We start from the raw sequence: 23,368 nt of genomic DNA on the forward strand, positions 1-23,368 counted from the left end.
TCCCCGGTCGGACCACCTGTCACCAGGCGTCGGCCAGCAGGTCCCGCGTCTCCCCCAGCAGCTGCGGGAGCACCTTCGTCTGGCCGATGACCGGCATGAAGTTCGCGTCCCCGCCCCACCGCGGCACCAGGTGCTGGTGCAGGTGCGCGGCGATCCCGGCGCCCGCGATGTGGCCCTGGTTCAGCCCGATGTTGAACCCGTGCGCGCCGGACACGCCGCGGATCACCTTCATCGCGTGCTGGGTGAACTCGGCGACCTCGCGCGTCTCCTCGGCCGTCAGTTCGGTGTAGTCCGCGACGTGCCGGTACGGCACCACCATCAGGTGCCCCGGGTTGTACGGGTACAGGTTCAGCACCGCGAACACGAGCTCGCCGCGCGCGACGATCAGGCCGGTTTTGTCGTCCAGCGCCGGGATCCGGCAGAACGGGCAGCCGGTGTCGCCGTCGTCGTCCGGCTTGTCCTGGCCCTTGATGTAGGCCATCCGGTGCGGGGTCCAGAGGCGCTGGAAGGCGTCCTGGACCCCGATGCCCTGCTGCTCGACGAGCTCGGGACCCTCACTCACCGAACGACCGTCTCCAGCGCGTCGGCCGACGGCGACGCGTTCTCCCGGCGCGCGACCCACTCCGCGATGGCCTCGACCGCCTTCTCCACCGGCACGCCGTTGATCTGGCCGCCGTCGCGGAAGCGGAACGACACCGCGCCCGCCTCGACGTCCTTGGCGCCGGCCAGCAGCATGAACGGCACCTTCTGCGTAGTGTGCGTGCGGATCTTCTTCTGCATCCGGTCGTCGCTCGCGTCGACCTCGGCGCGGATCCCCTTGGCGCGCAACGCCTTCTCGACGTCCTGCAGGTACTCGACCTGGTCGGCGGTGATCGGGATGCCGACCACCTGCACCGGCGAAAGCCACGCCGGGAACGCGCCCGCGTAGTGCTCGGTCAGCACGCCGAAGAAGCGCTCGATCGAGCCGAACAGCGCACGGTGGATCATCACCGGGCGCTGGCGCGAGCCGTCCGGGGCGGTGTACTCGAGCTCGAACCGCTTGTTCTGGTTGAAGTCCAGCTGGATGGTCGACATCTGCCAGGTGCGGCCGATGGCGTCCTTGGCCTGCACCGAGATCTTCGGGCCGTAGAAGGCTGCGCCACCCGGGTCCGGGACCAGCTCGAGACCGGAGTCGATGGCGGCCTGCCGCAGCGTCTCGGTGGCCTCCTCCCACTCCCAGTCCTCACCGATGAACTTGTCGGAGTCACCGCGGGTGGACAGTTCGAGGTAGAAGTCGGAGAGGCCGTAGTCGGCGAGCAGGTCGAGGACGAACTTGAGCAGCGACTTGAGCTCGCCGGGCATCTGCTCCTTGGTGCAGTAGATGTGCGAGTCGTCCATCGTCAGCCCGCGGACGCGGGTGAGGCCGTGCACCACGCCGGACTTCTCGTAGCGGTAGACGGTGCCGAACTCGAACAGCCGCAGCGGCAGCTCGCGGTAGGACCGCCCGCGCGAGCGGAAGATCAGGTTGTGCATCGGGCAGTTCATCGCCTTGAGGTAGTAGTTCTCCTCGTCGAACTGCACCGGCGGGAACATCGTGTCCGCGTAGTAGGGCAGGTGGCCGGAGGTGTGGAACAGCTCGCCCTTGCTGATGTGCGGGGTGTTCACGAACTCGTAGCCGGCCTCCTCGTGGCGGCGGCGCGAGTAGTTCTCCAGCTCGCGGCGGATGATGCCGCCCTTGGGGTGGAACACCGGCAGGCCGGAGCCGATCTCCTCGGGGAAGGAGAACAGGTCCAGCTCGGCGCCGAGCTTGCGGTGGTCGCGGCGCTCGGCCTCGGCGATGCGCTCGAGGTAGGCGTCCTGCGCCTCGGCCGATTCCCACGCCGTGCCGTAGATCCGCTGCAGCTGCGGGTTCTTTTCGCTACCCCGCCAGTACGCGGCGGCGACGCGGGTGAGCGTGAACGCGGGGATGAACTTCGTCGTCGGCACGTGCGGGCCGCGGCAGAGGTCACTCCAGACACGTTCCTTGGTGCGCGGGTCGAGATTGTCGTAAATGGTGAGTTCGCCCTCGCCGACCTCCATCACCTCGGCGGTGTCCACTTCGGACTTGAGGTCGACGAGTTCGAGCTTGAACGGCTCGTCGGCGAGCTCTTTCTTGGCCTCGTCGACGGAGTCGAAAACGCGCCGGGAGAACTGCTGGGCGCCCTTCACGATCTGCTTCATGCGCTTTTCGAGCGCCTGCAGGTCCTCCGGGGTGAACGGCTTGTCGACGGCGAAGTCGTAGTAGAAGCCGTCCTTGACCGGCGGGCCGATGCCCAGCTTGGCGTCCGGGAACTGCTGCTGCACGGCCTGGGCGAGCACGTGCGCGGCCGAATGGCGGATGACGCTGCGGCCGTCCTCGGTGTTCGCGGCGACCGGCTCGACCTCGGCGTCGGCTTCCGGCGCCCAGGCGAGGTCGCGCAGCTTCCCGTCGGCGTCGCGCACGACGACGATCGTGTCCGCACCCTTGGTCGGCAGACCGGCTTCGCGGACCGCCGCGCCCGCCGTAGTGCCCGCCGGTACCACCACGCGGGAGGCGGCCACGGGGGAAACGGGGGGCGACTGGGACACGATCGGCTCCTCAAGCTGGAGTGACAGAGATGACGCCGTCGATGCTAGTCGGCGGCGCTCGCGCGCCTCACGCGCGTGGCGCGAACGCCGGACGGGCCGCCTCCGGCTTCGGAGACGGCCCGTCCGAGCTGCGTCAGAGGGTTTCGACGACCTGGTCGAAGTCCAGCCGCGGCAGGCGGTCGAACCAGGGGTTCTCGCCCGGCTTGCCGACGTTGACGACGACCAGCGAGCGCCACTTCTTGCCGGCGAAGAACTCGTCGTCGACACCCTGGGCGTCGAAGCCGGTCATCGGGCCGGCGGCCAGCCCGGCGGCGCGGACGCCGATGATGAAGTAGCCGACCTGCAGCAGCGAGTTCAGCTTGGAGAACTCGACGCGGCCCTGCTCGTCGGCGAAGTTGTCCTTCACCTGCGGGGCGTGCGGGAAGACCTGCGGGATGTTCTCGTGGAAGTCGACGTCCGCGGCGAGCACCACGGTCAGCGGCGCGGCTTCGGTCTTGTCCCGGTTGCCCGGGGCCATGTGCGGCAGCAGGCGGGCCTTCGCCTCGGCGGTCCGGAGCACCAGCGCCCGCAGCGGCTGGGTGTTCATCGACGTCGGGGCCCACTTGACGAGGTCGTAGATCGCGCGGACCTGCTCCTCGCTCACCGGCTCGGAGCTGAAACTGTTGGCCGTGCGGGCCTCGCGGAAGAGCAGGTTCTGGACGTCCGCGGGGACAGCGAGGGCTTCGGTCTGCTCGGCAAAGGTGGTCATGGGGCGGTGCTTCCTTCCGTTGGGTCGGTACCCCGTGCAACCAGGTTGAGCGTTGAACTATTTCGCGTTCAACCAGTTGCGTGAATCACAGCGGGGACGGCCGACGGTGAGGGCGGGTCAGCCGATCGGGGCACGGTAGCCTCGTCGGGCGCCGGTAATCCGGGCGAACGGGGCAATCCGACGTGGCCCGGCCGGGGAGGCTTTACCGTGGCGGACGGGGGTACGGGGGCGGCCTGACGGCTCGGCGGGTGTCGGGAGTCTTGCGGAGGGGCACGGCCGGTGAGGAGTCGGGCGGCGGGTCACGGCCGGCGAGGTCTGTCTGGCGCGGGGTGTGGCCGGCGAGGAGCCCCTCGTCCTGGGGGCACGGCCGGCGAGAAGTCCCCGCGCCGCGAGGCGCGGCCGGCGAGGAGCCCCCTCGCCGCGAGGCGCGGGCCAGCCAGAAGTCCCCGTGATGATGTGGGGCGGGCGGCGAGAAGTCTCCCTCGCTGTGGGAGCACAGTAGGCGAGAGGTCCCCTCGGTGGGGGCGCGGCCAGCGAGGAGCCCCTTCGTCCTGAGGGCATGGCTGACGAGGAGCCCCTCGCCGCAGGGGCGCAGCTGGCGAGAAGTCCCCCTCGCCTCGAGGCGCGGGCCAGCCAGAAGTCCCCGTGATGACGTGGGGCGGGCGGTGAGAAGTCCCCCGATGGGCCAGGCGCGACCGATGGCGCAATGCGAGCCCGAGGAAGCACGAATCCCCACCACTCGCCTGCTCACCCGCGAGTTCCCCGAGCCGAAACCCCGCTCCCCAACCCTGCCGGGCGGCTGCGGCGGCGCAAAGGGCAGCCCTCCGGCCCCCGGTCTCCAGTCTACCGGCGCGCACCGACAGTTCCGGGGCCTCCACCGCGTCGCCGCGCCCTCTCATCCACAGGACCCCGGGAACGGGCACGGCCGCCGACTCCCCCCAGCGGGAGTCGGCGGCCGTGGTGCGCGGCGCGATGAGGAACGGGTCAGTAGGCGCCCTGGCCGCCCATCACCGCGCGGAACGTCTTCCAGAGGATCACCAGGTCCAGCGCGAGGGACCAGTCCTCGACGTAACGCAGGTCCAGCCGGATGCTCTCCGCCCACGTGAGGTCGCTGCGCCCGCTCACCTGCCAGAGCCCGGTCAGGCCCGGCTTCACGAGCAGACGGCGGCGCGCGTCGGGCGCGTACTGCTCGGTTTCCTCCGGCAGCGGCGGCCGGGGGCCGACGAGCGACATCTTTCCGGACACCACGTTGAACAACTGCGGCACCTCATCGAGCGAATACCGGCGCAGGAAACCACCCACGCGGGTGATACGCGGGTCGCGTTTCATCTTGAAAAGCGGGCCCGCCCCTTCGTTTTCCGCCGCCAATGTCTGCTTGATCGCGTCCGCATTGGTCACCATCGTCCGGAACTTGAGCATGGTGAACGTCGCGCCGTCGCGGCCGACGCGGCGCTGGCGGTAGATCACCGGGCCGCGGTCGTTCAGCTTGATCGCGATCGCGATCGCCAGCAGCAGCGGGGACAGCAGGGTGAGCAGCAGCGCCGAGCCGCAGCGGTCCACGATCTCCTTCACGACGCGCCGCCCGCCGGTGAACATCGGCGCGGTGACCCGCAGCAGGGGCATGCCGAGCACGCCGGTGACGTTGAGCCGGGGCCCGGCGACCTCCATCAGCACGGGCGCCACGACCATCTCCGCGCCGGTGCCCTCCATGTCCCAGGCCAGCCGCTGCAGCCGCTTCGGCGTCCAGTACTGGTCGGCGGTGATCGCCACCACCCGGTAGCCGCCGCGCCGCACGTGCCGGGACAGCTCTTCCAGCCGTCCGACCACCGGGACGCCGTCGATTTCGCCGCTGTCGCGGTCTTCGCCGTGGCCGCTGAACGTGCAAGCGGCCTCGACGCGCCAGCCGACGTGCACCTCCGAGCGGGTGCGGGCGATCAGGTCGGCGACGGTTTCCGGGCTGCCGGCCGCCATCACCGGCAGCAGGCAGAGTCCCTTGGCACGCTTGCGGTGCAGCACCTGACGCAGCAGGTAGCGCTGCGGAAAGGCGACCAGCGCGATGGCCGGGACGACGATGAACACCCAGACCTGGACCTCGAGCGCACCGAACAGCAGGCCGCCGAGCGCGACCAGGACGGCGGCGGTGATGAAGCCGCGGCCGAGGGTGCGGTACTCCTCCGCGCCTTCGCCGAGCACGCGCGAGCTCCAGGCCCGGCTGGCGGGCAGCGAGACGAACACCGCGAGGATCGTGCCGAAGGCGTGCATGTCGTGCGGGGCAACGCGATCGATGACGAACGCGCTGATCGCGATCACCAGCAGCGTGATGAACACGTCGCTGCCGATGACCCAGGCTCTGTACCGCGCTTCCCAGGCCGCGGGCCACGCCTTGGCGGACGGGCCGCCGTCGCCGGGGTGGTCGTCGTCCCGCTTGGCGGGACGCGGGATGGCCTGGAGGTCGATGTGCGGCGGTGGCTGGCTCACCGTGTACGAAGGCCGCACCGACTCTTCCATCTGACCTCCCGGGAACTGGATCGAGTTGAGCCGCAGGCACGCAGCGTCACCAGAGATGATTTCGGAGAGTTAACCCCATCTCAGTGGTCGCGCAGCGCCCGCGGAGGCTTCACACGGCAAGTTATCGGCGGCTCTCTCGGCAGTGTTACAAGGATTTCCAGCCACATGCTGCGCGACATCCCCGCCAAGAAATGGCCGGAAGATAACAAGATGAGGACGATGCGCAATAGCGCGTATCCCCGTGAAAACTACATTCCGTGACGGAAAGGGTGATGCCCGCACCCGGCTGGACCAAGCTCGGCCGAACGGCCCAGCGCGGCCTTCGGGACTCTACTGTGGACACTGGGGATCGCGAAGGTCCACAGTGGACCGGTGCGAGGCGGCGGGCGCCGGCGCGAAGACCGGGCGGCCACCCTCGGTGACATTCGTCGTCGCGGCGTCACGCGCGCTGGTTCTGTCACACGTCGTTGCCGGGCGGCCACGCAATCGCGGCCGGCCCGACGTGCCGAGGATCACATCCGACCTCCCGCAGGGTGGCGTTCGACAGAAAGCCGCCGCAGCGGCAGGGTTCGAAGGCAGGTCCGGCAGGCCCCTGCGGCGGGGCGCGAACCGCTCTCGCAAGCTGATACGGACGATCCGAACGGATCGTTCACTCCGCTTCGGCGGCCGGCCGGCCCCTGCGGGAAAACGCGACCCGACCTCGGGGCCGGCTCGCCGGAGACAGCAAAAGAGCCCTACCCGCCTCTTCGGCGGACAGGGCTCTCTCGACTCTCGCGTGGGCGATACTGGGATCGAACCAGTGACCTCTTCGGTGTGAACGAAGCGCTCTCCCGCTGAGCTAATCGCCCGCTCGCGGTGTTCGGCTCAACATTAGCGTACGACTTTCAGGCGCCTGCAAACGGGTGGTCCTGACCGACCACACTCCGCTTACCGACGAGTACGGAACGCACAACCCCGAGCTAGCCAGGGTTGTCCGGCCGGGGGGCCGCCTGACGCCACGTTCGACATCCGTGCGACGGTGCTATCGCCCGGCGACTAAACCGCGCAGTATGGAGGCGTGGGCCCCGCGGGGTGCGCCGGTCAGTTGCGCGCCGCGGGTGGTCACGGGTGGAGAAGGGGGCCGAAGAGCCCGTACGGGTGATCTGCGGCGCACCCGCGACGGAATCGGCCTCCTGATGCGTCCAAGCAGTGACGCCCTCGGCCGGGCCGGGCCGGGAAGGGAGACGAAGGGTAGGACGATGCGCAACGATCACGTGACGCTCCGCTCGACGGCGGTCTTCGACCTGCTGGCGCCGCGGACTCCCGCGGTTCCGGTGAAGGTGGAGCTGCGCTACGACACACGCGACCCGTACGCGGTCGTCGCCGCCTTCCGCACCGGCCGCGCCGGCTGGGTCGAGTGGGTGTACGCACGCGACCTCCTCGCGGACGGCCTCCTGGCCGACGCGGGTGACGGGGACGTCCGCATCCGCCCGTCGGTCGAGGACCCCGAGGCGGTCCTGATCGAGCTGAACTCGCCGTCCGGGCACGCCATGTTCGAGGCGTCCGCCCAGGAGCTGGCCGACTTCCTCGACCGGACGTACGACGTGGTGCTGCCGGGCAACGAGCACCTGTGGGTCGACGTCGACGACGCCCTCACCCACCTCATCCCCCACGATCTGGCCTGATGACAGCCCCGCAACGGCGGAGTGACACCCCGGTGTCGAACCCGTTTCCGGGGTCCGATATGGTTTTCCCACACCACGGCGACGGGGGAACGGCCTCCCGGAGCTGCGGAATGCGGATGTAGCGCAGCTGGTAGCGCATCACCTTGCCAAGGTGAGGGTCGCGGGTTCGAATCCCGTCATCCGCTCGGTAGGCTCTCGGGCCTAGTCACGGTGGAGTGGCCGAGAGGCGAGGCAACGGCCTGCAAAGCCGTGTACACGGGTTCGAATCCCGTCTCCACCTCGCGCGATTAGCTCAGCGGGAGAGCGCTTCCCTGACACGGAAGAGGTCACTGGTTCAATCCCAGTATCGCGCACCACATGTTTTCGCAGGTCAGAAGCCCTGTCCCTCCCCGGAGGGGCGGGGCTTTCAGCTGTCAGTCGGCGACGATCCGGCGACGGCCCCCGGTCCCGGCCCGATCGCCCGCTGGGACCGCAGGTGGGGGAACCAGGACACCAGCTTCGCCCGTTCGCCCGGGTACAGCGACGCCAGCGACCGCAGCCAGCGTTCTTCCAGGGCGTCCAGGATCTGGTTGACCATCGCTGGGGTCACGTGGTCGTAGACGCGGGCGATGCCCTTCATCTTCTGCCCCAGCCGGGCGCGCCGCGCGACCTCCGGAGTGCCGTCCTCGGTCAGCCACGTGCTGTGCGTGTGCCGGCCCTCGTGGAAGGTGAAGGTGGGCAGGATCGGCGGTCGTCGCTCCCCCGCTCCGGCGTCGTTGAGCTCGACGCCGTCCCAGGCCGGCCGCCAGAAGCGGATCCGGAAGTTCGACCGCCGCCACGGATACCCCTCCGGCGTGCACAGCACGAACGGCTCCCGATGGCTGTCCATCAGCTCTTCGTAGAGCACCGCGATCCCGGGCGGCAGGGCCACGAACCTCGTCCCCGCAGGGGTTTTGGTCCGCCCTTTCTTGGGCCGGGAGTTCCCGCGCCGCGTCGGTGGCCGCTGGCGGGCATCCGCGTGATGATCATCACTCTTCCGGCCTCCTTTGTAGACCTTCCCGGCCACCTCCTTCAGCGGCGTCCGGATCTCGATGCCACGACGCTCGGAGTCGTACTCGTGCCGCTGCTGCCCGACAAGTTCACCCCATCGGGCGCCGGTATAGAAATCCATCAGACACAACACGAACCCCGACATCCCCAGACCCAGCTCGTAGAGCCGCATCGCGGCCCGCAGAGCCTGCGCCGGCGTGGCGACGAGTCGCTCCGTGTCGAACTCGCCGCTGGACACCCGGACCCCGCTGCACGGGTTGGCCGGGATCATCCGGGCACGCACGGCGGCGTTGAGGATGGTGGAGAACAACGCGAAGTACGACGCCACCGACGACTCGGCGTAATCCTCGTGCAGCTCCGAGAGCCACCGCTCGATCTCCACGTATCCGTTGAAGATCGCAATCAGCGGCCACGCCTTCCACTGCGGCAGCAGCTGCGTGTCGAGGAACGACCGGTACTTCGCGACCGTGTTCAACTCCAGCCGCGGAGCCACCGCGGCCAGCCACTCCTCGGCAAAGTCGTCGAACCGGGTCTCGCCGTCCCGGGGGTCCAGCCAGAGATTCCGCCGGATCAGGGCTTCCTGCTCCAGCCCCCACTCCTCAGCCGCCTTCTTGGTGGGGAACCCCGACCGACTCCCCCACGTCCCGTCGGGACGTTTGTACCGGGCACGCCACTCACCCGTGCCGGGCTCTTCCTGGCCGTGGGCCATCCTTGACTCCTCTTCTTCTTATTACTCCGCCCGCATCACGCGGCACGGAAGTCCTCGGCAACATCCGCAACAGACACCCGCCGCCGCGGCGGCTGCACCGGCGCGGCATTGAGCCGCACGATCTCCGCAACATCGCCGCGGGTGAACCGGTAGTGCTTCCCGAACCGGTGATGCGGCAACACCCCGGCAGCAGCCTGGTCCTTCAACGTCCTCGGCGACAGCTGCAGCAACTCCCCCACCTCCTCCGCGGTCAGCAACGCATCCGGGTCAGCCGGCGGCTCCGGCACGGTCGCCCGGACCGCTGCAGCGAGCTCGCGGATCGCTGCCGCAACGTCACCTGACGTTGCCACGTCATGCTCGGTTTCCATCGCTTTCTCCTCTGCCTCTTCTACGGTCGTCCAAGGGAAGTGTTCGTCGTCGAATACGACCATCTACACCCAACGGGCACCTGCCCGTCAACGGTCTCTCGCAAAAAATACAAAGACCCTCGTCGGCCGACACGCCCGTCGGTTCAACGCGAATTCACGACGCTACTATTCAACGGATCCGACGCACACCAGCGACTCAGAGAAGGATTGAGCTTATGGCGAAGCGAATCTCTATTGAGATTTCCGACGACACAGACGGCAGCCGCGCCGACCAGACTGTCCCGTTCGGACTCGACGGCGTGTCCTACGAGATCGATCTGTCCACTGTGAACGCCCGAGCGTTGCGCTCGGCGATGGAGCCATATGTGGCAGCGGCTCGCCGCACGGGAGGTCGCCGCATCAGGGTCGCTGTCGGCCAGTCCACCGACGACACGAAGCAGGAACCGAGGGCGGCCACGGATTACGCGGCGACTCACGACATCCGTACCTGGGCTCGCGAGAATGGGTACGAGGTAGCCGACCAAGGACGAATCTCGAAGACCGTTGTTGAGGCGTTCAACTCGTCTCGCCGAGACGGCACCTCCAGCACCGCCCGGAACCCTCGCACCGGACGGACACCGAAACGGCGAGCCAAGCACACCAAATGAGACGTCCGAACCGGACCGCCACCCAAAGAAACTCATAGCCATCTCCAAAAGCGGATGAGCGCCGCGTACGGCGCCCTGACACTCCTAACTCCGACAATCGGCCCCGTTGGAGACGTGCGTGATCAGGGGTCAACGTCGGGGCGCCTTCGGCGCCGAGGACCGGAGTAACGGAGGGGCACAGCACCGCGACTCCCGGGTGCGCGCAAGATCCTCGGAGGAGACATCAGTGACCGCTTCCCGGAAGACCGGTGAGTCCGGCCGGCACCGGAGACTGGGTCTCGTCGTCGTGCTGTCGGCGGTCCTCGGCGCCCTTCTGGGCCGCTTGGTGACGACACGTCCACAGGGCGGCGATCTCCACCCGGGTGCCGCACCGTCGGGGACGACTGCCGACGTACCGGTGGCGTCCAGCCTTTCCGGGCATCAACAGCGACCCCGGCGCGGAACGTCAGCCGGGTACGGCCTTCTTGCGTCGCTCCTGCTGGCCGTCAGCGGGTGGCAAATCAAGCTCGACCATGGGCTGCCAGCGCAAATTGCCGCGATGGCGGCGGTTCTGGTGCTGGTCGTCGCGCTCCGGGGATCAGCCAAGCGCCGGGGCCGCTGGGCCTCTGGTGTGCTCGCCGGACTGGCAATTCTCGCGATCGCGCTGGCCCTCGTACTGATCATGAGCGAGTTGCCGGGCAGCACGGCCGACGTCAACGGGCTGCTCGTTCCGCTGATGCTGTTCATCGTCCTCGTCGGCACGGTCGCGTGGCTGGTCGCTTCCTGGGGAAGAGTGGTTCTCGCCGAGGTCGCCGCGCTGCTGCTCATCGCCACGATGCTGGGTTTCGTCTCGTTCGCCAGCATCCCTCGGTTCACGGCACCAGTCGCCGCACCGGAGCTCGCCGGCAACGCCGTGGTGTTCACGGCCGACCCCACAGCCGAACTGAGCGTCGAGCTCAGCTACGAATCCTGGGGTCCAGCGGGAATGTGGATGTCCCTGCGGGTCCGTCCGGTAGGTGACATCGAGGGGCTGGTGTCCCGTGCCTGGGTCATTCTCTTGCTCGACGGGCTCAGGTTTAAGGAGGAGCAGCAGCAGGCGGGGAACGGGATTTTGCTCACGGACGCGGCCGACGGCTCGCAAATTCTTTCCGGAACGCTCGGCCAGAGCGATTCGACGTACGCTGGATTCGTCACTGGATCGTTCGAGCAGAGCGCTGCTTCGCGGTCCGTCGTGTCGTTGCCGGCGGTCCACGCCGCTTCCCCACGGCGGCTCCACCAGCCTTCCAACGTCGTGCAAATCGTCGGCCACCTGTTGGTGAGCCCCAAGTCATTGGCCATCTCGGTGGACGGCGGGAACCTCGGCCCGCTGGAGACGGTGACCCAGGCGTCGCCACCGCTCGAGATGCAGAACAAGTTGTTCTGGCGTGCCCAGAACAACCTCGCCGGAATCACGTACTCGGTCTTCGATCAGGGAGCCGAAGACCGGTCGCGCAACGTGCTCTTCGTCATCGCGATCCTCCTGGGGGCGGCCATCGCCTGCCTTGTCGCGGCGATGCAGGTCCTACTGCGGATGAATCCACCCCGGCGAGGACCGGACTGACGCGGCTCCAGAACTAGGCTCCCGTCTGGTTCTGGTCGTCTCGACGTGTGCTGCCGGCCTGGCGGGTGGCCCATTCCTGCTCCCACTCGGTCAGGCGGTGGCGGTTCAGCGCGTAGACCGCGCCGCGGTAGAGGAAGACGAGCAACGACACCGCCGCCGCCCAGAGGGTTGCCGCGCCTATGGGGGCGCCGATGATCGCGGCCGCCATGGTCAGCGGGCGCTCCGTCGGTGCGCCCGTTTCGTCGACCCAGATCTCGACCTCGTGACCCGCGACCGTGCCCGCCGCCGCTTCGACCTCGCCCACGCGCTGCTGCCCGTCTCGCGTTCGCCACGTCGCCTGCGTCGGGGCGGAGTCGAAGGGCGTTCCGCCGCGGCCGGCCGCGGCCGGTTCGGGGCCGTTCGCCAGCAGGACCGCCGTCACCGTGTAGCGCGCGTAAGTCTGCTCTCGGGACTTGGCCGCCGTGGCCGAGTACTCGCCGATGCCGAACAACACCGCTCCCGCTGCTGCCGCCAGCGACAGCAGGATCACCAAGGCCAAGAGCCTCGCCTGCAGCCGGTCCGACCGGCGGACCAGCGGGCCTCGGCCCGGCAGGAGTGTGTGCCGCAGCCGGCTCAACCGCATCCTGGTGTACATCGGTCTTGCCCTCCGGGTCGCTCGGAAAACGTTCACCCAGCATCGCCGGAAGAGGCGATCGCGCCGCAGGGGCGACGGTCCCCGTCCGGCGGGCCTTGCGACCGTTTCCCCTGGCCCGGTTCCGGTGACTTTGGGCCCTGGCCATGACAGCCGGACTTATCCGACGCTGGACACTTGGCCGTCGAACGAGGGATCCGGGATGCAGACAGTCGACGTCGGTGCGCTCTCCGTCTCCGCCTACCGCGCGGTCGCGCCGGACTGGATCGTCGAGCCGCTTCTCGAAGTGGCGGAACGGCTTCGCGGCGCGCGGGTGATCCATCTGAGCGCGACTCCCTACGGCGGCGGGGTTTCCGAACTGCTGCGGTCGGCGGTGCCGCTCTACAACGACCTCGGCGTGCGGGCGAGCTGGAAGATCATCAGCGGTGAGCCCGCCTTCTTCGCCGTGACGAAGAAGCTGCACAACGCGCTGCAGGGCGGTACCGAACCGGTCACCGACGCCGACATCCGCCTTTACGAAGAACCATCGCGCCGCAACGCCGAACAGCTGTCAGCCGATCCGGACTTCGCGGACTGCGACTTCGTCTTCGTGCACGACCCGCAGCCCGCGGCCGTACTGTCCTTTGCGGACACCACGAACGCCCGTTCGGTGTGGCGCTGCCACGTCGACACGTCCGAACCGGCCCCCGGCGTCTGGGACTACCTCGGCAAGCACGTCGAACGCTACGATGGCACCGTCTTCACCCTGCCGGACTTCGTGCCGCCCACGCTGGACCGCGACCGGGCCGACATCATCTGCCCGGCGATCGACCCGCTCAGCCCGAAGAACATGTCACTGGACGACCGGACCGCGCACGCGGTGCTCAACTGGATCGGCATCGAACCCGACCGCCCGCTCGTGACCCAGGTGTCGCGGTTCGACCCGTGGAAGGACCCGCTGGGCGTGATCGAGGCGTTCCGCCTGGTCCGCCCCGAAGTTCCCGGCCTGCAGCTGGCGCTGGTCGGTTCGATGGCGCTCGACGACCCGCAGGGCTGGGACGTCTACCGCCAGATCAGCGACGCCGGCCGCGACGATCCCGACATCCACGTCTTCACGAACCTGACCGGCGTCGGCAACGTCGAGGTCAACGCGTTCCAGCGGTTCTCGTCCGTGATGATCCAGAAGTCGATCCGCGAGGGGTTCGGGCTCGTGGTCTCCGAGGCGCTGTGGAAGGGCACGCCGATCGTCGCGGGCCGGGCGGGCGGGATCCCGCTGCAGGTCGCCGACGACGCCGGTGGGCTGCTCGTCGACTCGACCGCCGAGTGCGCGGAGACGCTGTTGAAGCTGCTCAAGAACCCGGGCCGCTCGGCCGCGCTGGGCGCCGCCGGCCGCGAGCGTGTGCGGCGGCACTTCCTGCTCCCCCGGCTCCTGCTCGACGAGCTGACGCTGCTCGACGGCCTCGCCCACGGCGACCGGCCCGGCGCGCTGATGACCCGGTCCGACCACCGCGACCCGGTCTGCGGGCTCACTGTCCCGCCCGGCAGCGGCACGCCGTCGATCCTCGCAGAGGGGCATACCCGCTACTTCTGCTCGCAGCGGTGCCGCACCGCCTTCCTCGAAGGAGCTGCCTCGTGACGACCCGGCCATGGCACGGCGGCGAGCTGCGCTGGAACGCCGAAACGGAAGACTGGACGATCCTCGCGCCCGGCCGCGGCGACCGCCCGCACCGGGTCGCACGGGCGGTGTGCCCGTTCTGCCCGGAAACCCAGGACACCCCGCCGGAGAAGTGGCGGCTGCCAGGCGATGGGCCGGCCTGGCGCGTTCGCGCGGTGCCGAACCGGTACGCCTTGTCCGACAAGCACGAGATCGTCATCGAGTCGCCGCGCCACGACTGGGACCTGGCGACCGGCACCGAGGCGGAGGTCGCCGACGTCCTGGGCGCCTGGCAGCACCGCCACCGCGCACTCCGGCCGTCCGCCGCCCAGGTCGTCGTGTTCCGGAACCACGGGCCGGCGGCCGGGATCTCGCTGGACCACCCGCACTCGCAGGTCGCCGGGTTGCCGGTGCTGTCCGCGGGGACACGCCGCGAGCTGGAGACGGCTCGGGCGCACCACCGCGACCACGGGCGGCGGCTCGCCGACGAACAGCTCGAAGCGACGCTCAACGACGGGAAGCGGATCGTCTTCGCCGACGACCACGTGGTCGCCTACACGCCCTTCGCGCAGGTCGCCGCGTACGAGGTCCGGATCGTCCCGCACCGCGCGCACGCGGATTTCGCCGCCGCCACGGCCGAGGAGATCCGCGCGACGGCCGGGTGCCTGCGGGCCGTCTTGGCCGCGCTGCGCGCCGAGCTGGGCGATCCCGCCTACAACGTCGTCGTGCGGACCGCGCCCCGCGGCTACGAAACCGCACCCTTCCTGGCCTGGTCACTGCAGGTGGTGCCGCGGCTGGAGATCCCGGCCGGGCTGGAGCTGGCGACCGGGGTCCCGGTGACGACCGTGACCCCGGAGCACGCCGCCACGCGCCTGCGCACCGCCGTGGCGGCGTGACCGGCGTCAGCGTGGCCGCCGCAGCCCGGCGCGGATCAGGGCAGCCACCTGGGCCACCAGCCCGAGCACCGAGCCGGCCAGGCCGACGGCCAGCACGATCCGCGCCGTCAACGCCCAGTCGAAGCTGCTGCCGGTGAAGTCGAAGGGGAAGACCTGCCACAACCGCACCAGCGCGGCCAGCCCCGCACATGTCGTCACGACGCCGTTCAGGGCGACGAGCCACTCGGGGTCTTGCCACAACTGGACCAGGCTGGTGACGAGGCCCGCGAGCAGGGTCAGGTCGACCAGGCCGAGCACCATCGGGAACGCCGGGGTGAGGAACGGCAGCACGTCCCAGCCGGGCCAGGCGTTGACCAGGACCAGCAGGACGCCGTTGAGCACGACCCCGACGAGGTAGCCGGCGCGCCGGGTCCGGACGGGCGGTCTGGCCTTCTGCACGCTGGTGGTCATCGTGGACTCCGTTCTCCCACCACGATCATCGGCCGGTGAACAGGCCGGAGGCAGAGTCCTTGGTCCACGCCTCCGGGCCTAAGGTCCGCGGCGCAGCACCTCGTCCACCGCCCGGCGCGGGCTGGGCGGGTCCGCTTCCGCGGCGTAGCCGATGCGGAGAAGGGCTTGGGGGAAGCCGGTGAGCCCGAGGTCTTCGCACAGCGCCGAGCGCACTTCCGGCAGGTGCAGCGGCTGCGTCAGGACCGCCGCGGCCAGGCCGAGGTCGACCGCCGCGAGCCAGGCGCGTTCCATCGCGTACCCGGCCCGCACGTGGTCGAGCCGGGAGTCGTCGGCGGTCATGATGAGCAGGAGCGTCTCGCCCGCCAGGCGACGCTCGAGTTCGGGCAGCTCGGGAATGTCGGTCGCGCGGCGGACCAAGCCCGCCCAGGGCACCGAACCGGCCGGGATCCGGCTCGCGGGGATGCCGACGCCGTGCCGGTGCGCCTGCTCGTCGCGGATCGTCCACAGCGACAGCTCACGCTGGTAGGCGCCGTTCTGCCGGAAGGTGTCCGCAGCGAAGTGCAGCAACCGCGCTACGGCGGCGATCTCGTGGACGGGCCGGGCTTCCACACCCGGCGCCCCGCCCGCCGCCGCGATCCGCCGGACGACGGCGGCGGGCACGGCCACGCCTTCGAACGGCGCGCGGTGGCTGGCCCGGCGGGCGATCGCGCCGTAGCAGCGGAGCTCCTCGATCGCCGGTGCGGCCGGCTCGCCGACGTTGACCCGGGCGAGGAGATCCGGCTGTTCGTCCTCGGGCAGGAACGCCACCACGCAGGAGAGGCCCAACGTGCGGACCGCCAGCTCCAGGTTCGCCACCGCCGCGCCGCAGGAGGCGGCTCGGTCACGGCCCTGCGGATCGTGGTGCGGCAGAGCCGGTTCGGAACGTTCGCGCACCGACAGCTCGCCCGGGGTGACTTCCAGCAGCCAGGGCTGCGTGTTGTGCACCGACGGCGCCCGCATCATCGACCGGACCAGCACCTCGGTCTCCGCGGGTGTCCAGCCCGGCGCTTCCACAGTGGACATACGATCACCCGATCCGCGACAGATAAGGAAGAATCCGCCGGTGGCGGCGCAGGCGGTCCAGCAGTTCGCCGCGGTCGCCGCGCAGATCCGGCGGTACCGGCGGAGCGGACGCGCCACCGGCGGACCGGAGCGCCGCGACGAACCGGCGCACGCGCGCCGGGCTGGGCACGAGCTCGCCGCCGAGGTAGGCCAGCACCAGCAGGTCCTCGCCGGAATGGGTTTCCATGGCGAACGCCCAGCCGTGCCGTTCGTCCCACAGCAGCGCCATGTCGCGGCCGGGGTGGCGGTGCAGCCGCACGTCGAGGGCGATGTACGCCGAGGCGGGGGTGTCGAGGTCCACGGTGCAGGACTCCTCCCCCACGCCGACCGCGGCGCTCACCGCGGCCAGGTAGCCGGTCAGCCCGCTGCGCAGGCCGTGATCACGGTCGATTCCGGTGAGCAGGGGAATCACTCTCCAACGCCGGGGTTCGTGCACCGGCCACAGCGGACCGCGCCGGTTCGGGACCCGACGGTACGTTCGTGCGTGCGCCGGCGGATGGCGTCGTTGGACCTTGCCGCCAGGGACTTTCGTCACTTGTGGCCTCACGATGTGCGGCGGCGCAGCGTGGCCGCGCCGAGGAGGAGGGCGAGGACGGCGCAGCCGGCGATGATCCCGATGTTGCGGACGAGGGTGCCGTCGACGTCGGCCGAGCGGGTCACCTGCGTGAGGGCGTCGACGGCGTAGGACAACGGCAGGACGTCCGATATCGCGCTCAGCACCCAGCCCATGTCCCCGCGCGGGACGAACAGGCCACACAGGAGGAACTGCGGCAGCACGAACACCGGCAGGAACTGGATCGCCTGGAACTCCGTGCGGGCGAACGCGCTGACGAACAGGCCCAGCGCCGTGCCCAGCAGCGCGTCCAGCACCACCACGAGCGGCAGCACCCAGACCGAGCCCGCGATGTCCAGCCCGAGCCAGGTCAGGGAGATCCCGGCCGCCACGACCACCTGCAGCACCGCCAGCACGCCGAACGCCAGCGCGTAGCCGAGGATCAGGTCCAGCTTGCCGATCGGCAGCGTCATCAGGCGTTCCAGTGTTCCGGTCGTGCGCTCGCGCAGCGTCGTCACCGAGGTCAGCAGGAACATGATGGTGAAGGGGAAGATGCCCAGCAGGGCCGGTGCGATCGCGCTGAACCGCTGTTCCGAGTTCAGGACGTACCGCAGCAGGGCCTCCGGGGTGCCGCGAGCCAGCAGCCGGCCCTGGTGCAGCAGGAGGAGGTCGTCGCAGCGGGCGGCTTCGTCCATGACGTGACTGGAGATCAGCAGCGTGACGCCGGTGTCGGCCAGGTCGTGGAACAGCCGCCACAGCTCGTCGCGCAGTTCGGGGTCCGAGCCCACCGTCGGGTCGTCCAGCACCAGCAGCTCCGGCGTGCCCAGCAGCGCCACCGCCAGGTTGGCCCGGCCGCGCTGGCCACCGGACAGCCGCCCGACCAGGGTCCGGGCCGACCCGGCGAGCCCGGTCTGCGCAACGACACGATCCACATCGGACGCAGGCGCGCCGAGCACGGAGGCGAAGTACCGCAGGGCCTCGGTCACGGTCAGGTCCGCGTAGATCGCCGGGTCCTGGGTCGCGTAGCCGATCCGCCGCCGCAGCCCGGGGTGACCGGCGGGCCGGCCCAGCACGTCCACGCGGCCGGACTCGACGAGCTGCACGCCGACGATCGAGCGCATCAGCGTGCTCTTGCCGCAGCCGTTCGGGCCGAGCAGGCCGGTCACGGTCCCGCGCCGCACGGTGAACCCGATGCCGCGCAGCACCTCCTGTCCGCCGCGGCGGACCCGCAGATCCGTCACCTCGATCGCCGGTTCGTCCACGACGTCTCCTTCCACCGGGCACCATGGTGAGCGCCGGAAGGCGCTCGCGGAAGGTTCCCCGGGTCCTCGCTCCCGATGACTTTCGTCCCCGGCGCAAACCGCCCCGGCGAGCCGATCCTGACGGCATGGACGGACCCTGGGCCGACGTCCGCGAGACCCACATCGGTGCGGTCTTCCTCGTCGGCGACCTCGCCTACAAGCTGAAGAAGCCGGTCGACCTCGGCTTCCTGGACTTCTCGACGCGCGAAGCCCGCGAACGGGCCTGCCACCGCGAGGTGGAGCTGAACCGGCGGCTGGCACCGGACGTCTACCTCGGCGTCGCCGACGTCACCGGCCCCGCCGGCGAGGTCCGCGACCACCTGGTCGTGATGCGCCGGATGCCCGAGGACCGGCGGCTCTCGACCCTGGTCCGGCACGGCGCGGCGCGGCCCGCCACGATCCGCGCCCTGGCGCGGCAGCTGGCCGCCTTCCACGCCCAGGCGGCACGCGGGCCGGAGATCGACGCCGACGAGACCCGCGACGCCGTCCGGAACCGGTGGCGCGACAGCTTCGCGCAGGTCCGGCCGCTCCACGGCGAGGTGCTCGACCCGGCCACCGCGGACGAGATCGAAGAGCTGGCCGAGGAGTTCCTCGCCGGCCGCGAACCGCTGTTCGACCGCCGGATCGCCCAGGGGCACGTCGTCGACGGCCACGGAGACCTGCTGGCCGACGACATCTTCTGCCTCGGCGACGGCCCGCGTGTGCTGGACTGCCTGGAGTTCGACGACCACCTCCGGCACGTCGACGTGCTCGACGACGTCGCCTTCCTCGCGATGGACTTCGAGCGGCTCGGCGCGCTCGAACTGGGCGAACAGCTCTTGCGCGACTACCGCGAGTTCGCCGGCGACCCCGCTCCCCCGGCGCTGGTGCGTCACTACCTCGCTTACCGCGCGTTCGTCCGGGTCAAGGTGGCCTGCCTCCGCCACGGGCAGGGCGATCCGCGGGCGGCCGAGCTGGCCCGGGCGTACGCCGACCTCGCCCTCGGGCACTTGCGGCTGGGCCAGGTTCGGCTGGTCCTCGTCGGCGGGGAACCGGGCACCGGCAAGTCCACCATCGCCGCCGGGCTGGCCGACCGGCTCGGCGCGACCCTGCTGCAGTCCGATCGCCTGCGCAAGGAACTGGCCGGGCTCACCCCGGCCCGGCGGCCCGCCGAGGGCTACCGCGAAGGCCTCTACGACTCGCGGCACACGGACGCGACGTACGCCGAGCTCGTGCGCCGGGCCGGTGACCTGCTGGCGCTCGGCGAAACCGTGGTGCTGGACGCGTCCTGGAACGCGGCCCCGCATCGGGCGCTCGCCGTCGCGGCTGCCGCGCGGACGAGCAGCCCGGTGGTCGCCCTCCGCTGCCGGGCCCCGGAGGTGATCGCCGCGCAGCGCATCACGTCCCGGACCGGCGCCCTGTCGGACGCGACCCCCGAGATCGCCCGTCGGATGGCCGTGGACGCCGACCCGTGGCCCGAAGCGCATTCGCTGCCGACCAGCGGCACGCCCGCGGAGTCGCTCGCGCGAGCCTTGGCCTGTCTCGTGCCCGAGCACCGAAAGTCCCCGCAGCGAAGGCACTCCGGCCCTCCCGGCGGCCGCGACCGCGGTGCGAAGGTCGAGGCGGCAGAGACTCCCGACGACGAGGCAGGCCGATGATGGACCGAGCATTCCCGGACGACTTCACCGTCAAGACCGCGGTTGCCATGGCGGTCCGCGCGCCGTCGGTGCACAACTCCCAGCCGTGGTACTGGCGGCTCGGCCACAGCTCCCTGCACCTCTACGCCGACCCGGACCGGCGGTTGCCCGAGACCGACCCGGACGGTCGTGACTTGATCCTCAGCTGCGGTGCCGCGTTGCACCACGCCCGGGTCGGCTTCGCCGCGCTCGGCTGGGCCGCGGAAGTGCACCGGCTGCCCAATCCCGCCGAGCCCGACCACCTGGCGGCGATCACGCTGCACCCGCACGACCCGTCCCAGGACGAGATCGCGATGGCCGCCGCCATCCCCCGCCGGCGGACCGACCGCCGCCGCCACAGCTCGTGGGTCGTCCCGCGCGGCCACGTCGAAGCGATGGCCCGGGCGGCCGCGCTGGAAGGCACCGTGCTGCAACTCGCCGACAACTCGGCGAGGTACTACCTCGCGACGGCGATCGAGGAGGCCGCGGACCGGCACGCGGCCGACCCCGCCTACCGCACCGAACTTTCGGCCTGGAGCGGACGTCACCTCTCCCCGGACGGCGTCCCGGCCCGCAACACCCCGGCCCCGGACGACACCCCGGGCGCGCTCCGGACCCGGCCTTTCGCCGACCCGCTCCTGGCTCAGCCGGTGGGGGCCAAGGCCGAGGACGACGAGACCGTTTTGCTCGTGCTCAGCACCGCGTCCGACGACCGGATGTCCCGGCTGCGGGCTGGTGAAGCCACGAGTGCCGTGCTGCTGACGGCGAACGCGTTCGGCCTGTCGTCGTGCCCGCTGACCGAGCCGCTGGAGCTGCCGGACGTCCGCGACACCGTGACCGAGCACGTCACCGGCGGGTCGTTCCCCCAGATGGTGCTGCGCATCGGCTGGGCCCCCGCCAACGCCGAGCCGCTGCCCGCCACCCCGCGCCGCGACCTGGATGACGTGCTGCAGCCGCTCGAAGCTCCCCCGAAGCACTTCCAGGCCCACTAGGAAAGGAGCCGGTCATGCCGTATTGGCACTCCCCCGCAACCATGGGCTGGGCCGGCGGCATCGGCATGCTCGTGCTGATGGCGCTCATCCTGGCCGGGCTCGTCGCGCTCGTGGTCGTCCTCGCGCGGGGGGCACCGCAGCCGCCGTCCACGGACGGCGCGGCCCGGCGGATCCTCGACGAACGGTTCGCCCGCGGCGAGATCGACCAGGAGGAGTACGAACGGCGGCGGGACGCGCTGACGAGGACGAGATGACCCCGCGCGGGCGCGCGGTGCTCGTCGCGCTGGCGTGCGGCCTGGCGGTCGCCGGGTGCGGAAGCGACCGGGCCGCGGCGCCACCGGCGAGCACGTCGCCCTCGGCGTCGGTGCTCCCGGCACCCGCGACGACCCCGGTCACCACTCCGGCGGCGCCCACCACCTCCGTGCCGCCTACGGCCACGCCGCCCCCGGCGAAAGCGGTGTGCCCGGAAACCGCGGGCTGGCGCACGGACGCGCGTGACTCCGACCCGATGAGCCGCGACGCGCTGTACCTCGTGCGAGCCGGGCGGCACGCCTGCTTCGACCGCGTGGTCTTCGACGTCAACGGCCCGGCGGCGGGGTTCGCCGTCCGGTACGTGCCGGTGGTGACCACCGACCCGAAGGGCGAACCGCTGCCGGTGCCGGGTGGCGCGGCCCTGCAGATCGTCGTCCGCGCGCCCGCGCTCGGCACCGACGACTCCGGGCACCAGCCCGGCCGGGTCCTGGCCGTGGTCGGCGACACCCTCGTCAGCACCCCGGGCTGGCCGTCGCTGCGGGCCGTGCGCTTCGCCGGCTCCTTCGAAGGGCTCAGCACGTTCGCCGCCGGTGTCCGCGCTCGGCTGCCGTTCCGCGTGTTCACCCAGCTCGGCCCTCAGGACCAGGTCCGGCGAGTCGTCGTCGACATCGCCCATTGAGAGGACGTCATGGACCGGCTCAGCCCGCTCGACGCGGCCTTCCTCGAGATCGAAGACGAGGACCCGGGATTGTCTCTGGCCATCGCCTCGGTCGCGATCGCCGAGGGACCGGTGCCGGGCCAGGACGAGTTCGCCGCCGCCGTGCTCGCGCGGCTGGCCGGGATCGCGCGCTACCGGCAGAAGGTGCGCACGGTGCCGTTCGACCTCGGGCCGCCGGCCTGGGTCGACGACCCGGCGTTCGACCCTCCCGCGCACTTCGGGCGGGTCGCGCTCCCGGCGCCGCACGACGAGAACGCGCTGTGCGAGCTGGTCGCCCTCCTGATGGCCGAACGGCTCGAACGGGACCGGCCGCTGTGGGAGTTCTGGGTGATCGAAGGACTTCCCGGCGGCCGCTGGGCGATCCTGACGAAGGTGCACCACGCCCTGGCCGACGGGCTCGCCGCGACCCGGCTGCAGACCGTCCTGTTCGGCGACGCCCCGGCCGACCCGCGTCCCGCCGCCGAGGCAGCCGACCCGGGCACGGCCAAGCTGCTGCGGGACGCGGCCGGCTCGCTGCTGCGCACGCCCTGGACCCAGACCCGGCTGCTCGCCCGCGAGCTGCTGCACCCGAACCGGCTGGCGCGCCGCGTCAGCGACGCGGCGCGCGGCCTCGCCGCGATGACGTCCGCGCTCCTGCCGGTGTCGCCGACTCCGCTCACCGGGCCGCTCGGGCGCGACCGGCGCTACTCGACCGTGTCGGTGCCGCTGGCCGACGTCCAGGCCGTCGCACGGGCCTTCGACGTCACGGTGAACGACGTCCTGCTGGCCGCGGTCACCGGCGGGTTCCGGGAACTGCTGCTGCAGCGCGGCGAGACGCCCGCCGCCGACAGCGTGCGGTCGCTGGTGCCGGTGTCCGTGCGAACCGGAACCGCACTCGACAACGAGGTCTCGCTCCTGCTGCCCCTGCTGCCGGTCGACCTGGCCGACCCGGCCCAGCGGCTGGTCCGGGTGCACCGGCGACTGGGCACGCTGAAAGCCGCCAAGGAGGCCGATGCGGGTGCGCTGCTCACCGCTACCGCGGCGCACGAGCCGTTCGCCCCGGTCGCGTGGGCTATCCGGGCGGCTGCGCACCTGCCGCAGCGCAACATCGTCACGGTGACGACCAACGTGCGCGGCCCGGCCGAACCGCTGTCCGCCCTCGGCCGCCGGATCGTCCGGATCCATCCGTACGTGCCCATCGCGCTGCGGGTGCGGATCGGCGTGGCGATGCTCAGCTACGCCGGCGAAGTGACCTTCGGGATCACGGCGGACGCGGACGCGGTCCCGGAAACCGACGTGCTCGCCAAGGCGATCGAGCGGGAGGTCCCGGCACTGCTGGCCGCGGCCCGCTGAAGCCGTGGGTTGATGG

Annotated in this window: 20 protein-coding genes, 4 tRNA genes and 2 pseudogenes; 13 read left to right on the forward strand and 13 right to left on the reverse strand. The window is 70.8% G+C overall.

The window, feature by feature from the left end; genetic code table 11:
- Positions 1-19 precede the first annotated feature (19 nt).
- From ACWEVN_RS05820 to ACWEVN_RS05840, 5 genes are all read right to left on the reverse strand, one after another.
- Positions 20-562, reverse strand: coding sequence for an HIT family protein (locus tag ACWEVN_RS05820; RefSeq protein WP_449680923.1), 543 nt, complete (start codon positions 560-562; stop codon positions 20-22).
- Positions 559-2,586: a threonine--tRNA ligase gene (gene thrS, locus ACWEVN_RS05825; protein ID WP_449680922.1), complete on the reverse strand. Its 2,028-nt coding sequence runs from the start codon at positions 2,584-2,586 to the stop codon at positions 559-561. The genes ACWEVN_RS05820 and thrS overlap by 4 nt, the downstream gene beginning before the upstream one ends.
- Positions 2,587-2,719: 133 nt before the next feature.
- Positions 2,720-3,334, reverse strand: a complete 615-nt coding sequence (locus ACWEVN_RS05830) for a malonic semialdehyde reductase (RefSeq protein ID WP_449680921.1) — start codon at positions 3,332-3,334, stop codon at positions 2,720-2,722.
- Positions 3,335-4,318: 984 nt separating this feature from the next.
- Positions 4,319-5,842: a sugar transferase gene (locus tag ACWEVN_RS05835; RefSeq protein ID WP_452050426.1), complete on the reverse strand. Its 1,524-nt coding sequence runs from the start codon at positions 5,840-5,842 to the stop codon at positions 4,319-4,321.
- Between the two features lie 776 nt (positions 5,843-6,618).
- Positions 6,619-6,690 (reverse strand) — tRNA-Val (locus tag ACWEVN_RS05840).
- Positions 6,691-7,080: 390 nt separating this feature from the next.
- Between ACWEVN_RS05840 and ACWEVN_RS05845 the strand changes: the two genes are divergently transcribed.
- From ACWEVN_RS05845 to ACWEVN_RS05860, 4 genes are all read left to right on the forward strand, one after another.
- Complete coding sequence (locus tag ACWEVN_RS05845; protein ID WP_013227152.1) at positions 7,081-7,506, forward strand: SsgA family sporulation/cell division regulator; 426 nt, start codon at positions 7,081-7,083, stop codon at positions 7,504-7,506.
- Between the two features lie 112 nt (positions 7,507-7,618).
- A tRNA-Gly gene (locus ACWEVN_RS05850) sits at positions 7,619-7,691 on the forward strand.
- 24 nt (positions 7,692-7,715) lie between these two features.
- Positions 7,716-7,786: transfer RNA gene (locus ACWEVN_RS05855), tRNA-Cys, on the forward strand.
- 1 nt (position 7,787) lies between these two features.
- Positions 7,788-7,862: transfer RNA gene (locus ACWEVN_RS05860), tRNA-Val, on the forward strand.
- Between the two features lie 50 nt (positions 7,863-7,912).
- Here the strand turns inward: ACWEVN_RS05860 and ACWEVN_RS05865 are convergent.
- Both ACWEVN_RS05865 and ACWEVN_RS05870 read right to left on the reverse strand, forming a co-directional pair.
- Positions 7,913-9,124, reverse strand: a complete 1,212-nt coding sequence (locus ACWEVN_RS05865) for a tyrosine-type recombinase/integrase (RefSeq protein ID WP_452050454.1) — start codon at positions 9,122-9,124, stop codon at positions 7,913-7,915.
- 155 nt (positions 9,125-9,279) lie between these two features.
- Positions 9,280-9,675, reverse strand: a complete 396-nt coding sequence (locus ACWEVN_RS05870) for a helix-turn-helix domain-containing protein (RefSeq protein WP_452050427.1) — start codon at positions 9,673-9,675, stop codon at positions 9,280-9,282.
- 152 nt (positions 9,676-9,827) lie between these two features.
- On the opposite strand from ACWEVN_RS05870, the gene ACWEVN_RS05875 reads away from it, so the two are divergent.
- Together ACWEVN_RS05875 and ACWEVN_RS05880 are read left to right on the forward strand one after the other, a co-directional pair.
- Positions 9,828-10,259 (forward strand): histone-like nucleoid-structuring protein Lsr2, encoded by a 432-nt coding sequence (locus tag ACWEVN_RS05875; protein WP_452050428.1) that lies wholly within the window; start codon positions 9,828-9,830, stop codon positions 10,257-10,259.
- 226 nt (positions 10,260-10,485) lie between these two features.
- Positions 10,486-11,838, forward strand: a complete 1,353-nt coding sequence (locus ACWEVN_RS05880; protein ID WP_452050429.1) for a hypothetical protein — start codon at positions 10,486-10,488, stop codon at positions 11,836-11,838.
- 13 nt (positions 11,839-11,851) lie between these two features.
- Here ACWEVN_RS05880 and ACWEVN_RS05885 read toward each other — a convergent pair whose 3' ends face one another.
- Complete coding sequence (locus ACWEVN_RS05885) at positions 11,852-12,472, reverse strand: Rv1733c family protein (protein WP_452050430.1); 621 nt, start codon at positions 12,470-12,472, stop codon at positions 11,852-11,854.
- A gap of 199 nt (positions 12,473-12,671) precedes the next feature.
- Here ACWEVN_RS05885 and ACWEVN_RS05890 point away from each other — a divergent pair, with 199 nt between their 5' ends.
- A complete protein-coding gene (locus tag ACWEVN_RS05890; RefSeq protein ID WP_452050431.1) occupies positions 12,672-14,084 on the forward strand; it encodes a glycosyltransferase in 1,413 nt (470 codons plus the stop codon).
- Positions 14,081-14,998, forward strand: a complete 918-nt coding sequence (locus ACWEVN_RS05895; protein ID WP_452050432.1) for a galactose-1-phosphate uridylyltransferase — start codon at positions 14,081-14,083, stop codon at positions 14,996-14,998. Before ACWEVN_RS05890 ends, ACWEVN_RS05895 begins: the two co-directional genes overlap by 4 nt.
- Positions 14,999-15,004: 6 nt before the next feature.
- On the opposite strand, the gene ACWEVN_RS05900 is transcribed toward ACWEVN_RS05895, so the two are convergent.
- From ACWEVN_RS05900 to ACWEVN_RS05920, 5 genes and pseudogenes are all read right to left on the reverse strand, one after another.
- On the reverse strand, positions 15,005-15,448 hold the full coding sequence (locus ACWEVN_RS05900; protein WP_310970383.1) for a hypothetical protein: 444 nt from the start codon (positions 15,446-15,448) through the stop codon (positions 15,005-15,007).
- Positions 15,449-15,526: 78 nt separating this feature from the next.
- Positions 15,527-16,510 carry an Acg family FMN-binding oxidoreductase gene (locus ACWEVN_RS05905; protein WP_452050433.1) on the reverse strand — a complete coding sequence of 328 codons (984 nt, stop codon included), beginning with the start codon at positions 16,508-16,510 and terminating at the stop codon, positions 15,527-15,529.
- A gap of 4 nt (positions 16,511-16,514) precedes the next feature.
- On the reverse strand, positions 16,515-16,961 hold the full coding sequence (locus ACWEVN_RS05910; RefSeq protein WP_452050434.1) for a DUF6292 family protein: 447 nt from the start codon (positions 16,959-16,961) through the stop codon (positions 16,515-16,517).
- A gap of 131 nt (positions 16,962-17,092) precedes the next feature.
- Positions 17,093-17,719, reverse strand: a pseudogene (locus ACWEVN_RS05915) (ABC transporter permease); the annotation flags it as partial.
- Positions 17,717-18,364, reverse strand: a pseudogene (locus tag ACWEVN_RS05920) (ABC transporter ATP-binding protein); the annotation flags it as partial. The pseudogenes ACWEVN_RS05920 and ACWEVN_RS05915, both read right to left, overlap by 3 nt.
- A 125-nt stretch (positions 18,365-18,489) precedes the next feature.
- On the opposite strand from ACWEVN_RS05920, the gene ACWEVN_RS05925 reads away from it, so the two are divergent.
- The 5 genes from ACWEVN_RS05925 to ACWEVN_RS05945 are packed head-to-tail and all read left to right on the forward strand — an operon-like array spanning position 18,490 to position 23,352.
- Entirely contained in the window at positions 18,490-20,040 is a 1,551-nt protein-coding gene (locus ACWEVN_RS05925; protein ID WP_452050435.1) for a bifunctional aminoglycoside phosphotransferase/ATP-binding protein, read from the forward strand.
- On the forward strand, positions 20,040-21,050 hold the full coding sequence (locus tag ACWEVN_RS05930) for an Acg family FMN-binding oxidoreductase (RefSeq protein ID WP_452050436.1): 1,011 nt from the start codon (positions 20,040-20,042) through the stop codon (positions 21,048-21,050). The genes ACWEVN_RS05925 and ACWEVN_RS05930 overlap by 1 nt, the downstream gene beginning before the upstream one ends.
- 14 nt (positions 21,051-21,064) lie before the next feature.
- Complete coding sequence (locus tag ACWEVN_RS05935; RefSeq protein WP_452050437.1) at positions 21,065-21,304, forward strand: SHOCT domain-containing protein; 240 nt, start codon at positions 21,065-21,067, stop codon at positions 21,302-21,304.
- Complete coding sequence (locus ACWEVN_RS05940; RefSeq protein ID WP_452050438.1) at positions 21,301-21,981, forward strand: AMIN-like domain-containing (lipo)protein; 681 nt, start codon at positions 21,301-21,303, stop codon at positions 21,979-21,981. The genes ACWEVN_RS05935 and ACWEVN_RS05940 overlap by 4 nt, the downstream gene beginning before the upstream one ends.
- A gap of 9 nt (positions 21,982-21,990) precedes the next feature.
- Complete coding sequence (locus ACWEVN_RS05945; protein WP_452050439.1) at positions 21,991-23,352, forward strand: wax ester/triacylglycerol synthase family O-acyltransferase; 1,362 nt, start codon at positions 21,991-21,993, stop codon at positions 23,350-23,352.
- Positions 23,353-23,368: the final 16 nt, after the last annotated feature.

It is taken from the genome of Amycolatopsis sp. NPDC003861, from assembly GCF_053605405.1.

Coding starts and splice junctions, on each gene's coding strand:
- ACWEVN_RS05830 (WP_449680921.1), bottom strand. CDS start 3,334: ATGACCACCTTTGCCGAGCAGACCGAAGCCCTCGCTGTCCCCGCGGAC.
- ACWEVN_RS05835 (WP_452050426.1), bottom strand. CDS start 5,842: ATGGAAGAGTCGGTGCGGCCTTCGTACACGGTGAGCCAGCCACCGCCG.
- ACWEVN_RS05845 (WP_013227152.1), top strand. CDS start 7,081: ATGCGCAACGATCACGTGACGCTCCGCTCGACGGCGGTCTTCGACCTG.
- ACWEVN_RS05870 (WP_452050427.1), bottom strand. CDS start 9,675: ATGGTCGTATTCGACGACGAACACTTCCCTTGGACGACCGTAGAAGAG.
- ACWEVN_RS05875 (WP_452050428.1), top strand. CDS start 9,828: ATGGCGAAGCGAATCTCTATTGAGATTTCCGACGACACAGACGGCAGC.
- ACWEVN_RS05885 (WP_452050430.1), bottom strand. CDS start 12,472: ATGTACACCAGGATGCGGTTGAGCCGGCTGCGGCACACACTCCTGCCG.
- ACWEVN_RS05890 (WP_452050431.1), top strand. CDS start 12,672: ATGCAGACAGTCGACGTCGGTGCGCTCTCCGTCTCCGCCTACCGCGCG.
- ACWEVN_RS05900 (WP_310970383.1), bottom strand. CDS start 15,448: ATGACCACCAGCGTGCAGAAGGCCAGACCGCCCGTCCGGACCCGGCGC.
- ACWEVN_RS05905 (WP_452050433.1), bottom strand. CDS start 16,510: ATGTCCACTGTGGAAGCGCCGGGCTGGACACCCGCGGAGACCGAGGTG.
- ACWEVN_RS05925 (WP_452050435.1), top strand. CDS start 18,490: ATGGACGGACCCTGGGCCGACGTCCGCGAGACCCACATCGGTGCGGTC.
- ACWEVN_RS05930 (WP_452050436.1), top strand. CDS start 20,040: ATGGACCGAGCATTCCCGGACGACTTCACCGTCAAGACCGCGGTTGCC.
- ACWEVN_RS05935 (WP_452050437.1), top strand. CDS start 21,065: ATGCCGTATTGGCACTCCCCCGCAACCATGGGCTGGGCCGGCGGCATC.
- ACWEVN_RS05940 (WP_452050438.1), top strand. CDS start 21,301: ATGACCCCGCGCGGGCGCGCGGTGCTCGTCGCGCTGGCGTGCGGCCTG.
- ACWEVN_RS05945 (WP_452050439.1), top strand. CDS start 21,991: ATGGACCGGCTCAGCCCGCTCGACGCGGCCTTCCTCGAGATCGAAGAC.